The sequence below is a fragment of the Burkholderia sp. B21-005 genome (assembly GCF_020843965.1).
Lineage (GTDB): Bacteria > Pseudomonadota > Gammaproteobacteria > Burkholderiales > Burkholderiaceae > Burkholderia > Burkholderia ambifaria.
This window is the reverse complement of record NZ_CP086301.1, coordinates 3,053,554-3,073,804: the sequence shown is the minus strand read 5'-3', so window position 1 is coordinate 3,073,804 and position 20,251 is coordinate 3,053,554. Positions and strand designations below refer to the sequence as shown.

At 68.9% G+C, this 20,251-nt stretch carries 19 protein-coding genes; 7 read left to right on the top strand and 12 right to left on the bottom strand.

Annotated features, from left to right (window positions below; all coding sequences use genetic code 11):
* Positions 1-74: 74 nt before the first annotated feature.
* Positions 75-2,960 carry an excinuclease ABC subunit UvrA gene (gene uvrA / locus LMA02_RS14310; RefSeq protein WP_166723790.1) on the bottom strand — a complete coding sequence of 962 codons (2,886 nt, stop codon included), beginning with the start codon at positions 2,958-2,960 and terminating at the stop codon, positions 75-77.
* A gap of 263 nt (positions 2,961-3,223) precedes the next feature.
* On the opposite strand from uvrA, the gene LMA02_RS14305 reads away from it, so the two are divergent.
* Positions 3,224-4,411, top strand: coding sequence for an MFS transporter (locus LMA02_RS14305; RefSeq protein WP_043173922.1), 1,188 nt, complete (start codon positions 3,224-3,226; stop codon positions 4,409-4,411).
* Positions 4,412-4,514: 103 nt separating this feature from the next.
* Positions 4,515-5,084, top strand: a complete 570-nt coding sequence (locus tag LMA02_RS14300) for a single-stranded DNA-binding protein (RefSeq protein WP_228905722.1) — start codon at positions 4,515-4,517, stop codon at positions 5,082-5,084.
* Positions 5,085-5,368: 284 nt separating this feature from the next.
* On the opposite strand, the gene LMA02_RS14295 is transcribed toward LMA02_RS14300, so the two are convergent.
* The gene (locus tag LMA02_RS14295; RefSeq protein WP_228905721.1) at positions 5,369-5,590 is read right to left on the bottom strand and encodes a hypothetical protein; all 222 of its coding nucleotides are present in this window, start codon (positions 5,588-5,590) and stop codon (positions 5,369-5,371) included.
* A gap of 214 nt (positions 5,591-5,804) precedes the next feature.
* Between LMA02_RS14295 and LMA02_RS14290 the strand changes: the two genes are divergently transcribed.
* Entirely contained in the window at positions 5,805-6,569 is a 765-nt protein-coding gene (locus LMA02_RS14290; protein WP_228905720.1) for a ParA family protein, read from the top strand.
* An 11-nt stretch (positions 6,570-6,580) separates the two neighbouring features.
* Here LMA02_RS14290 and LMA02_RS14285 read toward each other — a convergent pair whose 3' ends face one another.
* Positions 6,581-6,832, bottom strand: coding sequence for a hypothetical protein (locus LMA02_RS14285; protein WP_228905718.1), 252 nt, complete (start codon positions 6,830-6,832; stop codon positions 6,581-6,583).
* 223 nt (positions 6,833-7,055) lie between these two features.
* Between LMA02_RS14285 and phaP the strand changes: the two genes are divergently transcribed.
* The 4 genes from phaP (at position 7,056) to LMA02_RS14265 (ending at position 10,451) form a co-directional block, all read left to right on the top strand.
* Positions 7,056-7,637 (top strand): TIGR01841 family phasin, encoded by a 582-nt coding sequence (gene phaP / locus LMA02_RS14280; RefSeq protein WP_228905717.1) that lies wholly within the window; start codon positions 7,056-7,058, stop codon positions 7,635-7,637.
* A gap of 278 nt (positions 7,638-7,915) precedes the next feature.
* Positions 7,916-9,097, top strand: a complete 1,182-nt coding sequence (locus LMA02_RS14275; protein ID WP_228905716.1) for an acetyl-CoA C-acetyltransferase — start codon at positions 7,916-7,918, stop codon at positions 9,095-9,097.
* Positions 9,098-9,308: 211 nt separating this feature from the next.
* Positions 9,309-10,052 carry an acetoacetyl-CoA reductase gene (gene phbB, locus LMA02_RS14270; protein ID WP_228905715.1) on the top strand — a complete coding sequence of 248 codons (744 nt, stop codon included), beginning with the start codon at positions 9,309-9,311 and terminating at the stop codon, positions 10,050-10,052.
* Positions 10,053-10,250: 198 nt separating this feature from the next.
* Positions 10,251-10,451, top strand: a complete 201-nt coding sequence (locus tag LMA02_RS14265) for a hypothetical protein (RefSeq protein ID WP_228905713.1) — start codon at positions 10,251-10,253, stop codon at positions 10,449-10,451.
* 81 nt (positions 10,452-10,532) lie between these two features.
* Here LMA02_RS14265 and LMA02_RS14260 read toward each other — a convergent pair whose 3' ends face one another.
* The 9 genes from LMA02_RS14260 to LMA02_RS14220 form a co-directional block, all read right to left on the bottom strand.
* On the bottom strand, positions 10,533-10,823 hold the full coding sequence (locus LMA02_RS14260; RefSeq protein WP_228905712.1) for a hypothetical protein: 291 nt from the start codon (positions 10,821-10,823) through the stop codon (positions 10,533-10,535).
* Positions 10,824-10,845: 22 nt separating this feature from the next.
* Positions 10,846-11,385: a hotdog family protein gene (locus LMA02_RS14255; protein ID WP_228905711.1), complete on the bottom strand. Its 540-nt coding sequence runs from the start codon at positions 11,383-11,385 to the stop codon at positions 10,846-10,848.
* The gene (locus tag LMA02_RS14250; RefSeq protein WP_228905710.1) at positions 11,382-12,200 is read right to left on the bottom strand and encodes a beta-ketoacyl synthase chain length factor; all 819 of its coding nucleotides are present in this window, start codon (positions 12,198-12,200) and stop codon (positions 11,382-11,384) included. The genes LMA02_RS14255 and LMA02_RS14250 overlap by 4 nt, the downstream gene beginning before the upstream one ends.
* Positions 12,197-13,420 carry a beta-ketoacyl-[acyl-carrier-protein] synthase family protein gene (locus LMA02_RS14245; RefSeq protein ID WP_228905709.1) on the bottom strand — a complete coding sequence of 408 codons (1,224 nt, stop codon included), beginning with the start codon at positions 13,418-13,420 and terminating at the stop codon, positions 12,197-12,199. The genes LMA02_RS14250 and LMA02_RS14245 overlap by 4 nt, the downstream gene beginning before the upstream one ends.
* Positions 13,421-13,483: 63 nt before the next feature.
* Positions 13,484-14,368 carry a polysaccharide deacetylase family protein gene (locus tag LMA02_RS14240; protein ID WP_228905708.1) on the bottom strand — a complete coding sequence of 295 codons (885 nt, stop codon included), beginning with the start codon at positions 14,366-14,368 and terminating at the stop codon, positions 13,484-13,486.
* A complete protein-coding gene (locus LMA02_RS14235) occupies positions 14,365-16,845 on the bottom strand; it encodes an MMPL family transporter (protein ID WP_228905707.1) in 2,481 nt (826 codons plus the stop codon). Before LMA02_RS14235 ends, LMA02_RS14240 begins: the two co-directional genes overlap by 4 nt.
* Positions 16,845-17,501 (bottom strand): outer membrane lipoprotein carrier protein LolA, encoded by a 657-nt coding sequence (locus LMA02_RS14230; protein WP_228905706.1) that lies wholly within the window; start codon positions 17,499-17,501, stop codon positions 16,845-16,847. The genes LMA02_RS14235 and LMA02_RS14230 overlap by 1 nt, the downstream gene beginning before the upstream one ends.
* The gene (locus LMA02_RS14225; protein WP_228905705.1) at positions 17,498-18,472 is read right to left on the bottom strand and encodes an acyl-CoA synthetase; all 975 of its coding nucleotides are present in this window, start codon (positions 18,470-18,472) and stop codon (positions 17,498-17,500) included. Before LMA02_RS14225 ends, LMA02_RS14230 begins: the two co-directional genes overlap by 4 nt.
* The gene (locus tag LMA02_RS14220) at positions 18,469-20,220 is read right to left on the bottom strand and encodes an AMP-binding protein (protein ID WP_228905704.1); all 1,752 of its coding nucleotides are present in this window, start codon (positions 20,218-20,220) and stop codon (positions 18,469-18,471) included. The genes LMA02_RS14225 and LMA02_RS14220 overlap by 4 nt, the downstream gene beginning before the upstream one ends.
* Positions 20,221-20,251: the final 31 nt, after the last annotated feature.

The window sequence follows — 20,251 nt, the reverse complement described above, 5'->3', positions numbered from 1 at the left end:
AACGAGGAGACCGGCGCCGCGGCGGGCGCCGGCAGGGGCGCGGCCGGGGCGGCCGCGCGCGGGAACGGAAGCGGTCAACCGGCTGCCGCCTTGCGGGGTGAACGCTTGAGCAGCGGCGCGAGGTACTTGCCGGTGAAGCTCGCCTTGGTCTTCGCGACCTCCTCGGGCGTGCCCTGCGCGATGATCTGGCCGCCGCCGGCGCCGCCTTCGGGGCCGAGGTCGATCACCCAGTCGGCCGTCTTGATCACGTCGAGATTGTGCTCGATGATCACGACCGTGTTGCCCTGGTCGCGCAACCGGTGAATCACCTCGAGCAGCAGCGCGATGTCGTGGAAGTGCAGGCCGGTGGTCGGCTCGTCGAGGATGTACAGCGTGCGGCCCGTGTCGCGCTTCGACAGCTCCAGCGACAGCTTCACGCGCTGCGCCTCGCCGCCCGACAGCGTCGTGGCCGACTGGCCGAGGCGGATGTAGCCGAGGCCGACGTCGAGCAGCGTCTTCAGCTTGCGGGCGATCACCGGCACCGCGCTGAAGAATTCGTACGCCTGTTCGACCGTCATGTCGAGCACTTCGCTGATGTTCTTGCCCTTGTAATGCACTTCGAGCGTTTCGCGGTTGTAGCGCTTGCCGTGGCACACGTCGCACGGCACGTAGACGTCCGGCAGGAAGTGCATCTCGACCTTCAGCACGCCGTCGCCCTGGCACGACTCGCAGCGGCCGCCCTTCACGTTGAACGAGAAGCGGCCCGGATCGTAGCCGCGCTCCTTCGCGGTCGGCACGCCCGAGAACAGCTCGCGGATCGGGGTGAACAGGCCCGTGTAGGTGGCCGGGTTCGAGCGCGGCGTGCGGCCGATCGGCGACTGGTCGACGTTGATCACCTTGTCGAAGTGCTCGAGGCCCTCGATGGCCTCGTGCGGCGCCGGCTCGGCCGACGAGCCGTACAGGTGGCGCGCGACCGCGTGATACAGCGTGTCGTTGATCAGCGTCGACTTGCCGGAGCCCGACACGCCGGTGATGCAGGTCAGCAGGCCGACCGGCAACTCGAGGTCGACGTGCTTCAGGTTGTTGCCGTGCGCGTCGACGATGCGCAGCATCCGCTCGGGATCGGGCGCGAGCCGCTCGTCCGGATACTCGATCGTGCGCTTGCCGACCAGATACTGGCCCGTCAGCGACTGCGGGTTCGACTGCACCTGCTTCGGCGTGCCTTCGGCGACCACCACGCCGCCGTGCTCGCCCGCGCCGGGGCCCATGTCGACGACGTAGTCGGCCGTGCGGATCATGTCCTCGTCGTGCTCGACGACGATCACCGAGTTGCCGAGGTCGCGCAGGTGCTTGAGCGTCGCGATCAGGCGGTCGTTGTCGCGCTGGTGCAGGCCGATCGACGGCTCGTCGAGCACGTACATCACGCCGGTCAGGCCCGAGCCGATCTGCGACGCGAGCCGGATCCGCTGCGCCTCGCCGCCGGACAGCGTCTCGGCGCTGCGCTCGAGCGACAAGTAGTCGAGGCCGACGTTGTTCAGGAAGGTCAGGCGCGCGACGATTTCCTGGATCACCTTGTCGGCGATCTCGCGTTTCGCGCCGTCGAGCGACAGGCCGGCGAAATAGCCGAGCGCATCGCGCAGCGGCCAGCCGCTGATTTCATAGATGCCGCGCGCGTAGTCGCCCGCGCCGACCCGCACGTGGCGCGCCTCCCGGCGCAGCCGCGTGCCTTCGCACGACGGGCACGGCTGGTTGTTCTGGTACTTCGCGAGTTCTTCGCGCACCGCGACCGAATCGGTCTCGCGGTAGCGGCGCTCGAGGTTCGGGATGATCCCTTCGAACACGTGCTCGCGGATCGTCGTGCGGCCGCGCTCGTTGATGTACGAGAACGGGATCGTCTGCTTGCCCGAACCGAACAGCAGCACCTTGCGGATCTTTTCCGGCAGATCCTCGAACGCGGCGTCGATGTCGAATTCGTAGAACGCCGCGAGGCTCTGCAGCATCTGGAAGTAGAACTGGTTGCGGCGGTCCCAGCCCTTCACGGCGCCCGCGGCGAGCGACAGCGACGGGTGCGCGACGACCCGTTTCGGGTCGAAGAACGTGATCTGGCCGAGGCCGTCGCATTCCGGGCACGCGCCCATCGGGTTGTTGAACGAGAACAGGCGCGGCTCGAGCTCCTGCAGCGAGTACGAGCAGATCGGGCACGCGAACTTCGAGCTGAACAGGTGCTCGTGGTCGGTATCCATCTCGAGCGCGATCGCGCGGCCGTCGGCGAGGCGCAGCGCGGTCTCGAACGATTCCGCGAGGCGCTGCTTCATGTCCGGGCGCACCTTCAGGCGGTCGACGACGACGTCGATCGTGTGCTTGTCGTTCTTCTTGAGCTTCGGCAGCGACTCGACCTCGTAGATCTTCGCGACGCCTTCGTTCGCGGTGCCGCCGCCCGAGCGCACGCGAAAGCGCACGAAGCCCTGCGCCTGCATGTCCTCGAACAGCTCGGCGTGCTCGCCCTTGCGGTTCGCGACGACGGGCGCGAGGATCATCAGCTTGGTTTCCTCGGGCAGCGCGAGCGCCGCGTCGACCATCTGCGACACGCTCTGCGCCTCGAGCGGGATGTCGTGGTCGGGGCAGTACGGCGTGCCGACACGTGCGAACAAAAGTCGCAGGTAGTCGTGGATCTCGGTGACCGTGCCGACGGTCGAACGCGGGTTGTGGGACGTCGCCTTCTGCTCGATCGAGATCGCGGGCGACAGGCCCTCGATCAGGTCGACATCGGGTTTCTCCATCAACTGCAGGAACTGGCGGGCGTATGCGGACAGGCTTTCGACGTAGCGGCGCTGGCCCTCTGCATAAAGGGTGTCGAACGCGAGCGACGACTTGCCCGACCCGGACAACCCGGTAATCACGATCAGCTTGTGGCGCGGCAGGTCGAGATTGACGTTTTTCAGGTTGTGGGTGCGTGCCCCACGGATACGGATCTGTTCCATGAACCTGGCGAAAATGGAGGGAACCAAACCTGCTACTATAACGGCTTTTCGAGGCCGTCGTTGGGGGCCCCCAGCCTTTGCAGCAACTGGCAGCAAGGCGGTGCCCACGCCGGGGAAGCGGCCGCGCCGCACGGCTTCGGGCGGCCCGCAGGCTGCCCGTGGGACGTCCCGGAAAGCGCCTGCCAGGCCTGCCGGGCCGGTGGCCCTGATCTTCCGCCGCCCGCCGCCGGGCGGACATTCCGATCATTCGAAATTCATTCCCGATGTCCAATCCGTCCGCCACGTCTTCCCGCATGAGTGCGCCCGAACTGCGCGCGACCACGTCGCTCGCGGCGATTTTCGCGCTGCGCATGCTCGGTCTGTTCATGATCATGCCGGTGTTCTCGGTCTACGCGAAAACCATCCCGGGCGGCGACAACGTGCTGCTCGTCGGCATCGCGCTCGGGGCCTACGGCGTCACGCAGTCGCTGTTCTACATCTTCTACGGGTGGGCGTCCGACAAGTTCGGCCGCAAGCCGGTGATCGCCACGGGCCTCGTGATCTTCGCGCTCGGCAGCTTCGTCGCCGCATTCGCGCACGACATCACGTGGATCATCGTCGGTCGCGTGATCCAGGGGATGGGCGCCGTGTCGTCCGCGGTGCTCGCGTTCATCGCCGACCTGACCTCCGAGCAGAACCGCACGAAGGCGATGGCGATGGTCGGCGGCTCGATCGGCGTGTCGTTCGCGGTCGCGATCGTCGGCGCGCCGATCGTGTTCCACTGGGTCGGGATGAGCGGGCTGTTCGCGATCGTCGGCGTGCTGTCGATCCTCGCGATCGGCGTCGTCGTGTGGATCGTGCCCGACGCGGCGAAGCCCGTGCACGTGCCGGCGCCGTTCGCCGAGGTGCTGCACAACGGTGAGCTGCTGCGCCTGAACTTCGGCGTGCTCGTGCTGCACGCGACGCAGACGGCGCTGTTCCTCGTCGTGCCGCGCCTGCTGGTCGACGGCGGGCTGCCGGTCGCCGCGCACTGGAAGATCTACCTGCCGGTGATGGGGCTCGCGTTCGTGATGATGGTCCCGGCGATCATCGTCGCGGAAAAACGGGGCAAGATGAAGCCGGTGCTGCTCGGCGGGATCCTCGCTATCCTGATCGGCCAATTGTTGCTCGGCAGCGCACCGCATACCATTCTGATTGTGGCGGCGATCCTGTTCGTGTACTTCCTCGGCTTCAACATCCTGGAAGCATCGCAGCCGTCGCTCGTGTCGAAGCTCGCGCCCGGTTCGCGCAAGGGCGCGGCCACCGGTGTCTACAACACCACGCAATCGATCGGGCTCGCGCTCGGCGGCATCGTAGGCGGCTGGCTGCTGAAACACGGCGGCGCGAACACCGTCTTCTATGCGTGTTCTGGGCTCGTGGCGGCGTGGCTTATAATCGCGGCCAGCATGAAAGCGCCGCCGCGCAAGGCCTGAACCTTCTTTTCGGACACGCACGGGCGGCGCTCGCCGGCTTGTCCGGCGGGCCGCTCCGACGACTTTCGCGGGCGGCCCGGCATCGAATTTACTGGAGAAACACATGGCATCCGTCAACAAGGTCATCCTCGTCGGCAATCTCGGCGCCGATCCTGAAGTCCGTTACCTGCCGAGCGGCGACGCGGTTGCGAACATCCGTCTCGCGACGACCGATCGCTACAAGGACAAGGCAAGCGGCGATTTCAAGGAAATGACCGAGTGGCACCGCGTGGCGTTCTTCGGCCGTCTCGCCGAAATCGTCAGCGAATACCTGAAGAAGGGCTCGTCGGTCTATATCGAAGGCCGCATCCGCACGCGCAAGTGGCAGGGCCAGGACGGCCAGGATCGCTACTCGACCGAAATCGTCGCCGACCAGATGCAGATGCTCGGCGGCCGTGGCGGCGCGGGCGGCGGCGGTGGTGGCGGTGACGAAGGCGGTTACGGCGGCGGCTACGGTGGTGGTGGCGGCGGCGGCGGCGGTCGCGGCGGCGAGCAGATGGAGCGCGGCGGTGGCGGCGGTGCTGGCGGTCGTGCCGGCGGCGCACCGCGCGGCGGTGCAGGCGGTGGCCAGAGCCGCCCGAGCGCGCCGGCAGGCGGCGGCTTCGACGAGATGGACGACGATATTCCGTTCTAAGAGGAACGTTAGTTCCCGCTGTACGGATAGGCCCGAACTTCCGAGCTAAATCAGTGATTTGGCCTGGAGCTTCGGGTCTTTTTGCGTGTGCACGTTTTTCGATTCGGCTGGAACGTGCCTAACCGGATGATTCCGTTCCGTCGAATGGAGCCTGACGTGACTCGATACGCAAGTCGTGAAGTGCCGATGGCATTGACCAAGGCCTTGGGCGGAGCCATCGATGCGATGGCGTCGCGCGTGCACGCTGAACTAACTGGCGCCGAGCGCGCCGGAGAACCAGCGAATTACGCTTCCGCGATCGCGACCAGATTGCTGACGCGCTCAACCGACTTTCCGCCCTTCGGCCAGCGAACCAAGGCGTCGCCGCCATCGATCGACAGGACCACACCGTCGCTGCGGTCGACCGTGCCCGTGAGTGTGACGCGGTTCACTTTGGCCGCGGGCGCAAACGACGCCTTGCTGCGGCCCGGCAGCATGTCCATCAGGAACGAAAATACGGGGTACACGATTGCTCCTTCGCGAGCTTGAACTAAGGGTTTTCCCTAGTTTAGCATCGCGCATGCGGCACTGCAACATTTCGGCCCCTTGCGCCGAGGGCGCGCGGCGTGCCGGCAACGTTTTCATTTGTGGTGCAGTGCCGCGCATCTGACTTATGTCACCCCGTCGCCATGATTGACCGGCTAAACTGCTTCTTTCGACGTTTCGATCGAAGGAGACACCATGCGGCGGGTCGTATTCAACCAGAAGGGCGGCGTGGGCAAATCGACGATCGTCTGCAACCTGGCGGCGATCAGCGCGAGCGAAGGAATACGCACGCTCGTCATCGACCTCGACGCGCAGGCGAATTCCACGCGCTATCTGCTCGGCGACCGCGCGAGCGACGTGCATCCCGGCGTCGCCGAATTCTTCGAGACGGCGCTGACGTTCAACTTCCGGCCGGTCGACGTCGCGTCGTTTATCCATCCGACGCCGTTCGACGGGCTCGACGTGATGCCCGCGCATCCGGATCTCGACACGCTGCACGGCAAGCTCGAGTCGCGCTACAAGATCTACAAGCTGCGCGACGCGCTGAACGAGCTCGACACCTATGACGCCGTCTACATCGACACGCCGCCCGCGCTGAACTTCTACACGCGCTCGGCGCTGATCGCGGTCGAGCGCTGCCTGATTCCGTTCGACTGCGACGACTTCTCGCGCCGCGCGCTGTACACGCTGCTCGAGAACGTGAAGGAAATCCAGCAGGACCATAACGCGGCGCTCGAGGTCGAAGGGATCGTCATCAACCAGTTCCAGCCGCGCGCGAGTCTCCCGCAGCGGCTGGTCGACGAACTCATCGAGGAAGGGTTGCCGGTGCTGGCGTCGCGGCTGTCGGCTTCGGTGAAGATCCGCGAGTCGCATCAGCAGTCGACGCCGGTGATCCATCTCGAGCCGGCGCACAAGCTCGCGCAGGAGTTTCGCGCGCTGCATCGCGAGCTGGTCGAGTGAGATCCGCGCCATTAAGTGCGGCAATTCATCCGATAATTTAATTCGTTGTTAATAATTCCGATTCCGATTCCGATTTCGGAAATAATCCTGGTAACGATTTCAGAATAAATCCGCAGAAAAACGATTACACGGATGGTTGTTCTGTTTTCATGCGCACCTTTTTTCCAATAACGGAAATGGTGACGGGGTAAATATTGCGGGTCGGACGGCGCGTGCTGCTGTAAGAAAGTAAAAAATCTTTTTGGCGCAAGGCGTTGCAGCATGACCCCACCTGCGCATGCGTCCGCCGCGAGGCGGTTATTCCAACCCTTAAGGGTTTTTACCTAGCATTAATGCCATTTAATTGACAATTAATGCATCTAAAATGCCTTCTTCAACTTCTCGCATTCAATGCCGTCTGCGGGTTGAAAATAAGGGAGCAGGCTGTCGATCTGACTTCCATTTCCTTTGTGTCGTCTCTCGCAATTGCCAACAGGAGCATACCCGATGTCCGTATTTGCCCCCGAAAAATTCGCCGCCGATTATCAGTCCGGAATCGCCGCATGGTTCGCACTTGCCCGTCCGGCGATCAACGGTTTCGAGGCTGTCGTCGAACTCAATGTACAGGCGGCCAAGACGGCGCTGGAGGAGTACGAGGACAAGCTGAAGAACGCGTTCAACACCAGCAACCCGGCCGTGGGCTTCGCGCAGCAGGTTGCCGTCCCGCAGGAAGCAGCCGGCAAGGCCGTCGCGTACGGCCGCCACCTGTTCGACATCGCGGTGTCGACGCAGGCCGAGTGGGCGAAGGTCGCGCAGGTTCAGTACGAGCAGAACGACAAGCGCATGAAGGACGTGTTCGGCGAACTGTCGAAGCACGCGCCGGCCGGCTCGGCCCCGGTGGTCGCCGCGCTGAACTCGGCGCTGTCCGCGGCGACGGCCGCGGCCGACTCCGTGCGCGCAGCGGCGGGGCAGGCGATCGAGGCCGCGCAAAGCGGTTTCGACGCGGTCAGCGAAACGACGGCGCGCGGTGCCAAGCAGACGGCCACCGCCGCACGCAAGGACGCGGCTTCGCGCGAATCCGCTGCATGAGCGCGTGTCGCGCGCAAGCGCGACACGAGTGAAGAGTGAGCGGCGCCGTGAGGCGCCGGCCGCCGCGTGTGCCGCGTGGCGGCCGGCAATCTTCCGGCTCGCCGCGGCGTGCCCGGGCACGGCCGGAACACGCGGATGTGCCGCGCGCATGCGCGCGCGAACGTGCTGCCGCATCGCGAGCCGCGCGGCGCTCACGCGCCGTCGCCGGCCGCAGTGCCGTACCGGCACCGGCACACAATTTTCAGATCGACCCACTGATTTCAAAGCAGGAACTGAACATGACGGACGTAGTGATCGTATCGGCCGCGCGGACCGCGGTCGGCAAATTCGGCGGCTCGCTCGCGAAGATCGCGGCACCGGAACTGGGCGCGACGGTGATTCGCGCGGTGCTGGAGCGCTCGGGCGTGAAACCCGAGCAGGTGAGCGAAGTGATCATGGGGCAGGTGCTGGCGGCAGGCTCGGGGCAAAACCCGGCGCGTCAGTCGCTGATCAAGGCCGGCCTGCCGAGCGCGGTGCCGGGCATGACGATCAACAAGGTGTGCGGCTCGGGCCTGAAGGCCGTGATGCTGGCGGCGAACGCGATCGCGGCGGGCGACGCGGAGATCGTGATCGCGGGCGGCCAGGAAAACATGAGCGCGGCGCCGCACGTGCTGCCGGGCTCGCGCGACGGGTTCCGGATGGGTGACGCGAAGCTGGTCGACACGATGATCGTCGACGGCCTGTGGGACGTGTACAACCAGTACCACATGGGCATCACGGCGGAGAACGTCGCGAAGGAATACGGGATCACGCGCGACGAGCAGGATGCGTTCGCGGCCCTGTCGCAGAACAAGGCGGAAGCCGCGCAGAAGGCCGGCCGCTTCAACGACGAGATCGTGCCGGTGTCGATTCCGCAGCGCAAGGGCGAGCCGCTGCAGTTCGCGACCGACGAGTTCGTGCGTCACGGCGTGACGGCGGAATCGCTGGCGGGTCTGAAGCCGGCGTTCGCGAAGGAAGGCACGGTGACGGCGGCGAACGCGTCGGGGCTGAACGACGGCGCGGCGGCGGTGCTGGTGATGTCGGCGCAGAAGGCGGCGGCGCTGGGGCTGACGCCGCTGGCGCGGATCAAGGCGTACGCGAATGCGGGGGTGGATCCGAGCGTGATGGGCATGGGTCCGGTGCCGGCATCGCGCCGTTGCCTGGAGCGTGCGGGCTGGACGCCGGGCGACCTGGACCTGATGGAAATCAACGAGGCATTCGCGGCGCAGGCGCTGGCGGTGCACAAGCAGATGGGCTGGGACACGTCGAAGGTGAACGTGAACGGCGGGGCGATCGCGATCGGCCACCCGATCGGCGCGTCGGGCTGCCGGATCCTGGTGACGTTGCTGCACGAGATGGTCAAGCGCGATGCGAAGCGCGGGCTGGCGTCGCTGTGCATCGGCGGCGGGATGGGTGTCGCACTCGCGGTCGAGCGCGGTTGAGCGGGGCTTGACGAGCATGCAAGCGTACGGCGCAGGCCTGCGCCGCGCACGCGCGAAGCAGCGTTCGCGCGGAACGAGCAACCCGCAACAGGTGTGATGTTCCGGTGCGCGCCGCGTCAGCGACGCGGGCGCACCGAAGCGGTGGGGCGGCGGCAGGTGCCATGCCGTCGCTGCGCACCATTGATTACTTTTCTTCTCGGTAACTCATAGGATGACTAAGCGAATTGCAGTTGTGACGGGTGGGATGGGCGGTCTTGGCGAAGCGATCAGCATCCGGTTGAACGACGCTGGCTACCAGGTCGTTGTCACGTATTCGCCGAACAATACCGGTGCCGATCGCTGGCTGACCGAGATGCACGCGGCCGGTCGCGAATTCCACGCGTATCCGGTGGATGTGGCCGATTACGATTCGTGCCAGCAATGCATCGAGAAAATCGTCCGGGAAGTCGGCCCGGTCGACATCCTGGTGAACAACGCGGGCATCACGCGCGACATGACGCTGCGCAAGCTCGACAAAGTCAACTGGGATGCGGTGATCCGCACCAACCTCGATTCCGTGTTCAACATGACGAAGCCGGTTTGCGAGGGCATGGTCGAGCGCGGCTGGGGACGCATCGTCAACATCGCGTCGGTCAACGGCTCGAAGGGTTCCGTCGGCCAGACCAACTACGCGGCCGCGAAGGCCGGCATGCATGGCTTCACGAAATCGCTCGCGCTCGAGACCGCGCGCAAGGGCGTGACGGTGAACACCGTGTCGCCGGGCTATCTCGCGACGAAGATGGTGACGGCGATCCCGCAGGACATCCTCGATACGAAGATCCTCCCGCAGATTCCGGCGGGCCGGCTCGGCAAGCCCGAGGAAGTCGCGGCGCTGGTCGCATATCTGTGCTCGGAGGAGGCCGGCTTCGTGACGGGCTCCAACATCGCGATCAACGGCGGCCAGCACATGCACTGACGCGCGACGGCCCGGGCGGCGTTCGCGCGCGCGTCCGGGCCGTGCTCCCGCTGTATCCAGCGCCGGGGCAGCGCGCACGCACGCGGTGATGGATCACGGACGCAGGTTCGCCGTACAGGCGGCGGGCCGTATGCGTCCGCGCTCCGGCCACCGCGTCGCGGCATGCGTGCCGCACCGGCCTCGCATTCCGGAGGAGGCATGGGTGAAACCTGGATGGGACTCGCGATCGGCGGCTCGGCACTGGCCGTCGCGCTGACGATGGCGATCGCGCTTCACTGGCTCGAGCGGCGCCGCGCGCGGCTGCTGCGAAATTTCGATCATCGCGATTGCTGGTTCGTCGCGTACGGCAAGTGCCTCGCGCGCAGGCCGGCGCACCGCACGCGCAGCGGCGCGCGATGACGGTGGCGGTGCGGCAGCGGCGTACTCAAGCGTCGTGCCGCATCCCGCGCAGCCCGTCTGCGGTGCGCGGGACGCTCACACTCAATCGCCCTTCTGCGCGCCTTCGCCCGAATCGTTCTTGTGGAAGATTCGTTTCGTCGTGCGCTTGGTGGCATCCCAGCCCTCGCGCGACACATGCGCGATGCCGTGGCCGACTGTCTTCGCGGCGCTCGCGGTCGCATGGCCGAAGCTGCGCGCGGCGTCGCCGGTCTTGTGCGCGGCTTCCTTCGAATCGCGCTTGATGTCCTGCTTCACTTCCGACATGTCCGCGTGCGCGATCGGGCTGATCAGTGCGAGAACGATTGCGGTGTAAATGAACTGACGTGCTTTCACGACCTGGTTTCCTTGGGCAAATTCATCGGGGGCCCGCGTGGCCGGCCGGCGGCGGAACGAGTGCGCCGGCCGCCGATGCATCGAGCATCACCGCGGCGCGGCCGCTGAGCAGCACGCGATCGCCGCAGCGCAGCGCGAAGCCGTACAGCACGGTGCAAGCGTCGCCGCCGATGCGTTCGGCGTCGACGATCAGCGGCAGCGCGAACGTGTCGAGCCGATCGACGAACGCGTCGACGTTGCGCACGCTCGCGAGATAGCCGGCGCGCGGCCGCGTTTGTTCCGTCTGCTCCTGTTGCGCGCCGAGCAGCGCGCCGTGCACGGCCATCGCCTGCGCCGCATATTCGATCCCGCAGACCGACGCGAGCCGGCCGCGCGAGCGTAGCGGGTTGTGCGGATCGCGGTGGCTCGTCGCGCTGCAGCGAATGCGTGCGGCATCCCATGCTTCGACTCGATCGAGCACGCACATCGCGCCGTCGTGCGGAATGTGCGCGGCGATCCATGCGCGATCGAGCGTCGTCATCGTCGGCGGCGGCTGCATCGGCGTCGAGACGGGCGTCGTCATGGCGCGTGCTCCGCGGCGGCATCCGGCAGCGCGATATCGACCTGCACGCGCGCGTCTTCCAGATAGTCGAGCACAACGCGCGTCGTACGCCGCGCGGCGAGCGCGTCGAGCAGCGGCAGCGCACGCGCGGCCGGATTGCCGGTGCGCAGCGCGTCGAGTTCGCGGTTCGCGAGCGTCGTCGCCGGCGCGTCGGTCAACTGCACATCGATGCGCGCGAGCGTGCGTTCGCTTGCGTCGGGCGCGAACACGAACGCGACGCCGAATGCGTCGACGATCGGCCGCACCGCGCGCAGCGGCTCCGGATAGTCGGTGTCGTAGGCGATCAGCAGGCTCGGCACGCGATCGACCGCGACCTGGCACAGGCTCTCGAGCAGGCCCGCGGCAAAGCTGCCGTCGTGCGCGCACAGCACGTTCGACGTCGCCATCGCCCGGGTGGCGATGCTCCAGTAGCCGGCCGGCGCGTTGTGCACGGAGTTGTGAAAGCGCGTGGGCGACAGGTGGCGGTCGTCGCCGGCGAGGGTCTCGCAGATCGCGTGGCAATTCTGGCCGTCGCCGCCGGACGCGCTGAACACGGTCGCGAGCGTGGCGGCATCGCGCCCGCTCGCGGCTGCCGCTTCGAGCCCGACCGCGAGCGCGACGCGCACCACGGGGCCGGTGCGGCGACGTTCCGCCGGCGGCAGGCCGGCCGGCGGCGGCAGCACGGTGCGCGCGCTCGCATAGGCCGTGCGGCCCGCGAGCACGTCGGCCGCGTGCGGCCAGTCGTTCAGTCCCGGCCCGACGAGGCCGACGCTTTCGATGAAGGCGGTGAGTGTCATGTCGGCTCCCGGCGGCGGGCGTGCTCGGCGCGGCCGAGGATCAGGCTGCAATTCGTGCCGCCGAAGCCGAACGAATTGGACAGGACCGCACGCAGGTGCGCGTCGCGGCTCGCGAGCACGTAGTCGGCGGTCAGCGCCGGGTCGGGTTGCGTCGTGTTGACTCCGGCCGGCACGAACTGCTCGCGCAGCGCGAGCGCGGCGACGACCGCTTCGAGCGCGCCGGCGGCGCCGAGCGTGTGACCGGTCGCCCCCTTCGTCGAGCTGCACGGCGTGCGCGCGAGCAGCGCGCCCACGGCGCGGCTTTCGGCGGCGTCGTTGCTGGGCGTCGCGGTGCCGTGCAGGTTCACGTAGTCGATGTCGCTCGCATCGAGGCCGGCCGATGCGAGTGCCTGTTCGATCGCGAGGCGCGCGCCGAGCCCGTCCGGATGCGGCGACGACATGTGATGCGCATCGCTCGATTCGCCGACGCCGAGCAGCAGGATCGCGTCATCGTCGAGCGCGGCGCGTGCGTCCGACACGCGTTCGAGCAGCGCGAACGCGGCGGCCTCGCCGATCGAGATGCCGTCGCGCGCGACGTCGAACGGCCGGCACGGCCGGCGCGACAACAGTTCGAGCGAATTGAAGCCATACAGCGTCGTCAGGCACAGCGAATCGACGCCGCCGACGACGGCCGCATCGATCAGCCCCGCTTCGATCATCCGGCGCGCGGAGCCGAATACCTTCGCGCCGGACGAACACGCGGACGAGATCGCCATCGCCGGCCCGCGCAGCGCGAAATACGCGCGCACGAATGCGGCCGGCGAATACGGGTTGTGGGTGTGCGCGTAGTGGAATCCGGCGGGCAGTGCGCCGCTCGCCGGATCGCGTTGCTCGTACGCGCGTTCGGTTTCGAGGATGCCAGACGTGCTCGTGCCGATGAACACGCCGACGCGTGTGGCGCCATGGCGCGACACGGCCGCAGCGACGCGCGTGTCGAAGCCGTCCTGGACGAGGCCAAGCTGCGCGAGGCGGTTGTTGCGGCAGTCGAAGTCGGCGAGATCCGCGCGCACAGGCTCCGCATCGACGCCGTCCACCGAGCCGATCCAGGTGTCGAGTTCGGCGCGTTCGAAGTCGCACGGCGTGAGCCCGCCGCGCGCGTGGCGCAGCGCGTCGAGGGTCTCATCAAGGCCGCGGCCGATGCAGCTGGTGGCGGTGAAGTGCGAGAGCAGCAGAGGTTTCACGAGGGTCGCATCCGGTGGCCGGAACGGGCGCCGCAGCAGGGCTGGCGGGCGCGCCGGGCATGGTCAGATTTTATCAAACGGGGGTGCCGGCACGCCCGGCTGGCCGGGCGGTTCGGGCGCGAGCGCGGCGCGCAGCGTGGTCCATTGCAACCGCGCGTCGGCGGCCGCGCGCAGCAGCGCCGGCAGCACGTCGAGCACGACCGGTTCGCCGCGCGCATCGCGCGCCGCGTGGCCGTCGTGCACGAGCAGGATGTCGTGTGGCGCCAGGCCGTTCAGCAGGCGGCGCGTGATGGTGTCCGCATCGTGCGCGCGCGTGTCGAAGCCGCGTCGCGTCCAGCTGGCGAGGTGCAGGCCGAGCTCGCAGAGCACCGGCTCGAGAAACGGATTGCGCAGGCCGGCCGGCGCGCGGAAGAAGCGCGGTCGCGTGCCGGCGATCTCGGTCAGCGTCTGCTGCGCGGCGGCGATTTCGCGCCGCAGCGCGGCGGGGCCCGACAGCGAGAACGTATGCCGGTGCCGCTGGCTGTGGTTCTCGACCGCGTGGCCGCGCGCGACGATCGCTTCGATCCATTGCGGATGGCGGCGCGCGAGATCGCCGATGCAGAAGAACGTTGCGCGTGCGTCGTAACGATCGAGCAGGTCGAGCACGCGCGGCGTGACGTCGGGGTCCGGGCCGTCGTCGATCGTCAGCGCGATCCGGCGGCCGGCATCGGCCGGCAGCCGCGTCCAGTTCGGCCCGAGCAAGGCGCTGCGCGGCCACAGGCCGGCGGCCGTCAGCGCGAGATGCGATGCGACCACGCCGCCGGCGGCCCACGGCCACGCGGCCGGCTGCGCGACGACGGCCGCGAGCGCGCCCGCATGCAGCGCGGCCGTGCCCGCGATCAGCGGCGTCGGTTTCCAGCGGCGCGTATCGCCGGGCTGCCGCGGTGAAACGGATGACGGCGCGTTCATGCGCGAGCTCCTGTCGGATCATGGGGGCGGTCGTTCGCGGCCGCGGCGCGCGGCGCGAGAATCGCCGCGAACGCCAGCGCGAGCATCGCGCCGGGGCCGACGGTCAGCCCGAAAGTTTCGAGCAGCGGCACGCGCGACAGCGCGAGCAGGCCGAAGCCGGCGACCGTCGCGAGGTTCGCGATCAGCAGTGAGACGAGCGTGTACGGCGTGACCGGTTGCGCGTCGTCGCGCTTGCAGAAGAACAGCGCATAGTTCGAGCCGACCGCGACGATCAGCAGCATCCCGACGAGGTGCAGGATCGTCAGTTGCACGCCGGCGAGCGCGAAGCCGGCCGTCACCACGAACACGGCCGCGACGAGCGGCGCGAGCGCGCGCACGACGCGGCGCGGCGAGCGCAGCGCGATCAGCAGCAGCACGGCGATCGCCGCGAAACCCGCGAGCGACAGCCGGATGTCCTCGTGCACGTAGTTCACGTACAGGCGGTCGGCCTCGGCCTTCATGTCGACGAACAGCGCGTCGGGTACGCCGGCGCGCGCGACGGCCGCGCGGATCGGCGCCGCATCGAGTGCAGGCGCGGCCGTTGACGCGGTGCGAGCGGCGTCCGGCGCGCGCAGCGGCAGCATCGCGCTCCAGCGGCCCGCGCGCTCGGTCAGCAGCGCGTCGACGGCGAGCGCCATCGACGTGCCGCGCAGGTCGGCGCGCGTGAGCAGCGGCGCGTGGCGCGCGGCTTGGACATCGGCGACGAACGGTGCGAACAACTCGGGCCTGACCGAGATCGGCTGGTTCGCGACGGCCGCGCGCATGCGCGCGGCAAGCTCGTCGGCCTCCGGCAGGCTCGCCTGGCGCGCGCGCTGCGCGGCGTCGCTCGGCAGGTAGCGCGCGGGACTTTCGAAACCCGCGAGCGCGCCGCGATCGACGAGCGGCTGCAATTGCGCGGCGACCCGTTCCGCGCGTTCGAGCGCGGCCTGTTCGGTCGGCGCGGAAATCACGACGAGGTAGCGCACGTCCGGTGCACCGACATCGGCGCGCAGGCGCGCGTCGAGTGCCTGCGCGCGGGCGGGAACGGGGCTGAGCGCCGCGAGCTCGCGGCTCCACAGAGATTCGCGATGCAGCACGAGCGTCGCGCACGCGGCGAGCACGAGCACGGCGAGCGGCCAGCGCAGCCGTGGCGCCGCAGCGGCCGCACGCGCGAGCACCGCGCCGATGCGCGACACGTCGCGAATCGCGACGTGCTCGCCGCGCAGGTGCGGCAGCACGTAGCGCGTGACGAGCGCGGCGGCCGTCAGCCCGACGATTGAATAGAGCCCGAGCTGCACGAGGCCCGGAAAGCCGGAGAACAGCATCGACGCGAAGCCGCACACGGACGTGAGCACGCCGAGCCGGATCGTCGGCCAGTATGCGGCGAGCCACGCGCGCATCGCGTCGGCGGGCCGCGCGGCGCCGCGCGAGCCGGCCTGCGCCGATTGCACGAACAGGTAGATCGAATAGTCGACGGCCTCGCCGATCAGCGTCGTGCCGAAGCCGAGCGTCAGCCCGTGGACGGTGCCGAACGCGACGCTGACCGCCGCGATGCCGGCCGCGATGCCCGTCAGCACCGGCAGCAGCCCCAGCGCGAGCGTGCGCGGCGAGCGATACAGCGTCAGCAGCAGCGCGACGATCAGCACGATGCTCGCGGTCGACAGCCGCTCGACGTCGTGCCGGATCGTATCGCGCGTGTCGACCGAGAACACACCGGGGCCGGTCATCGCGAGCGTGTACGCGGCCGGGTTCGGCAGCGTTTGCGTCGCGGCGGAGAACGCGCGGCGCACCGCGTCGATCGCGCGTGCCTGCGCGTCGGTGTCGGAGCCGGCGGCGGCCGTCTGCACGACGAGCACCGCGCGCGTGCCGTCGCGCGACGCCCACACGCCGTCGCGCACGGCAGGCTGCGCGCCGCTGTCGAGCGGGTCGACGAGCGCGGTCACTTCGCCGGTCGGGTCGCGCGGCAGCATCGCCTTCGCGACGAGGCCCGCCGACGAGCCCAGCAGGTCGAGGCTGTCGCCGAGTGCCTGGTGCAGGCCGTCCGCGCTGAAGCGCCGCGGCGTGACGGCGGGGCTCAGCAGGTAGCGATGAGCGAACACGAACTGCTGGTCGCGTGCGTCGTTCACGGCCTCGCCGTTGTTGATCGCCGAGAATTGCCGGTCGGCGCGCAGCGTGCCGGCGACGCGCCGCGACAGCGCGGCGCGCGCGGCCGCGTCGCCGCCGTCGATCGCGACGAGGATCAGCCGCGACACGATGCCGTCGCGCAGTTGATCGACGAGCACGCGCTGCCCGGCGCTCGGCGCGCGCGGCAGGAACGCGGACAGGTCGGCCGTGAAATTCGCGCGGGCGATCGCGATCCCGCATGCGACGAGCGCGAGCAGCCACACGAGCACCGCGCGTTGCCGCCACGCGGGCAGGCGCCGGGTGACGGGGGCGGTCGGCCGGGTGCGTTCGTCCATCAGTTCGCCGGGACGGGTTGCAGGCGCATCGTCGAATGGTCGCCGTCGGCCTGCCGGATCGCGACGCTGCGCAACACGTCGCGCGTGCCGTCGAGCGTGATCGTGCTGACGACCTTCAGCATCCGCGAATCGAGCGGCGTGAGCGTCAGCGTCCAGTCGTCGCCACGGCCGGCGAGCGCGACCTTGTAGACCTGCTCGAGCGCGTAGCGGTTGCCGGCGAGCGTCGCGCGGATGCTGTCGATGAAGGCGCCGAGCTCGGGGTAGCGCGCGAGCGCGAGCGTGAATTTGCGGTTGTTGCGCTCGACGGTGAGCATGTCGCCGTCGACGACCAGATGTTCGGGCTTCGGGCTCAGCGTGTGCTTCTCGAGATGGTCGGGCGCGACGAACACGAGCTCGCCCGACGATTCGAGCGGCTGCGCGGCGATCGACAGCGTCTTGGTCTCGGTGAAGGTTGCACGCCCGGACTTGTGCTGCGCGAGCGTCGACATCAGCCGGTCGAGGGTCCATGCCGAACCGGTGTCGGCTGCATGCGCGGGCAGCGCGAGCGCGACGGCGGCCGTGACGGCGAACAGGCGCGCGGCGCGGCGCGGCGCAAGCAGGAACGACAGCGGGAGCGGCAGTTGGAACGGCGGCAGGAAGCGGCGAACGGCGGTCATGCGTCGGAATCCCTCGGGGTGGACAGCCCGGTGCACGCGCGCGCATCGTCGCGGCGCGCGGCGGCGTTGCCGGTCTGCCAGAAATCGAAATAGTTGAACCAGTTGTACGGGGCCGCGCGGCAATACCGGTCGAGTAGCGCGACGTAGCGCGCGAGCGCCGCGTCGACGGCCGCCGCGCGCGTGTCGCGGCGCACGTCGGAGAAATCGGCGAGCGTCTCGAAGTGCACATCGTAGCGATTGCCGTCGCGATAGAGGCCGGTCATGAACAGCACCGGGCGCCGCAGCATCGCGGCCATGTAGAGCGGCCCGAGCGGGAACGCGGCCGGCGCGCCGAGCAGCGGCAGCCGCCGCAGCGACGCGGCCGCGTCATCGAGCAGCGTGCGGTCGGCGAGCATCCCGACCATGCAGTTCGCGTCGAGGCGCTCGCGCACCTTCAGCATCGAGTCCACCTGCCCGAGCGGAATCACTTCCGGCTTCGCGGCCGGATTCACGGCGGCGAGCGTCGCATTGATCTTGCGCGCGTTCTCTTCGAACATCGTGACGACGACGCGCAGGTCCGGACGCGTGCGGCCGATCGCCCGCACGACTTCGAAGCTGCCGAGGTGCGCGCCCATCAGGAATGCGCCGCGCCCGCCGGCGAGCGCGTCGTCCACCCGCGTTTCGCCGTGCAGCCGGATGTCGAACAGGTCGAAGCGGCCGTTCATCAGGTAGATGCGGTCGTGGATCGTCGCCGCGAACGTGAACACGTGCCGGTACACGTCGCGCCAGCGCGCCGGACGGCCGAGCACGCGACGCAGGTAGTCGCGCGACGCCGCGCGGGCGACCGGCGAGAACAGCACGAAATAGGTTGCGATGGCGTGCAGCACGACGCGCGACGGCCGTCGGCCGAACCGCAGCGAGATCCAGGTCATCGCGCGCAGCAGCGCCTCGTTGCTGCGTTCTTCGCGCTCGGCCCATGCGGTGCGCTTCATGGCTGCGCGCCTTCCCGTGCGGCCGGCGGCGCGGACAGCACGCCGGTCGCGACGTCGCGCGCGCCGGCGCGCAGCGTGAAGCGGATCGCACCGCCGGCCGCCGCATCGAACGCGAGATCGAGCGGTTCGCCGGGCGCGACCGGGCTCAGGAATTTCGCGGAAGCCAGCCGCCACGTATCCAGCGGGCGGTTCAGCGATGCGCCGAGCGCGGCGATTGCGTGATCGAGCAGCACGACGCCCGGCACGATCGGATGACCGGGGAAATGACCGGGCAGCGCAGGGTGATCGGCGGGAATCGTGAACGCGAGCAGCGCATCCGTCTCGCTGCGATCGCGCACGTCGGCCGCGGCGGCGCGCGTGTGCCGTGCGACGAGCGCGGCGAGCACGTCGCGCGGCAGCTTGCCCGTTTCGTTGCGCGGCAACGCATCGACGAACACGAGCGGACGCGGCATGAACGCGGGATCGATCCGTTCGCGCAGCGCGCGTTGCAGATCGGCCGCGGCGAGCGTCGGGGCGACCACGAGCGCAACGAGGCGCGTGACCGGTTCGCGGGTCGTATCGGCGTCGGTCGGCGCGATTTCGTCCGGCATGAAGAACACGCCGTCGACGACGCCGGCAATCGCATTCAATTGATGATTCAGATAGGCGAGCGACGTGCGCTTGCCGGCGATGTTGACGAGGTCCGCCTTGCGGCCGTGCAGCAGGAACCGGCCGTCGCCGAGCAACTCGAGCGCGTCGCCCATCGGCACGGGAGCCTCGACGTGTCCGCCCGATACCCACACGGTCGGGCCGCTGTCGTCGCCCGCGGCGTCGCGATCCGGCGCGTCATGCGCATCGAGCCGGATGCCCGGGAACAGTTGCCAGGTCGCGCCCTGCGACGTGCGGCGCGTCGCGATCTGGCCGGTCTCGGTGCTGCCGTAGATCTCGACGAGCGGCGCGCCGAGCGCGGCCTCGGCTTCGCACGCGAGTTTTTCCGACAGCGGCGCGGTGGCCGACAGCACGAGCGCGGCCGGCGGCAGCGCATGGCCGGCCGACAGCAGCGCGCGCAGGTGGATCGGCGACGTGACGAGCACGCGCGGCTGCGGGATCGCGTCGAGTTCGTCGCGAATGTCGACCGGATAGAACGGCTGGCGGTTGCTGAACGCGAGGCCGCCGATCAACGCGAGCAGCACCGTCGACTCGAAGCCGTACATGTGCTGCGCGGGCACGGTGCCGATCAGCGTGGCCGCGCGGCCGTCGAGCAGGCCGAGGCGGTCGGCCGCGGCGCGCACGCAGCCGACCAGGAAGCCCCAGGTCTTGCGGTGCGGCACCGGCGCGCCGGTCGAGCCGGAGGTGAACACGTACGCCATGATCCGCGCCGCGTCGATCTGCGGCACCACGCAGGGTGCGTCGTCGGGGAGGTCGCCGGCAGCGGCGTCCGGATACGCGAAGCGCGGCAGGTCGATCGTGCAGTCCGGCGCGTCGTGCAGGCAGAACGCGTCCGGTGCGAACGACGCGAGCTGGCGCACCATCTCCGGCGTGTGCGTCGACGGCAGCAGGCTGATCCTGCCGGCGACGAGCGCCGCGCACAGGCTGACCGCGAAGCGGTAGCGGTCGCGGCACACGTTGAACACGTGGCCGCCGGCGGGCAGCGCGGCGGCCACGCGCGCGACGTCGGCGACGAACGCGCGCACGGTGACGGGCGTGCCGTCGCGCCAGGCGATCGTCTGGTCCGGCGAGGAATGGAATACCAGCGGGTGAGTCGGCATAAATCGGCTAGAGCGGGAAGCGGTGACCTGC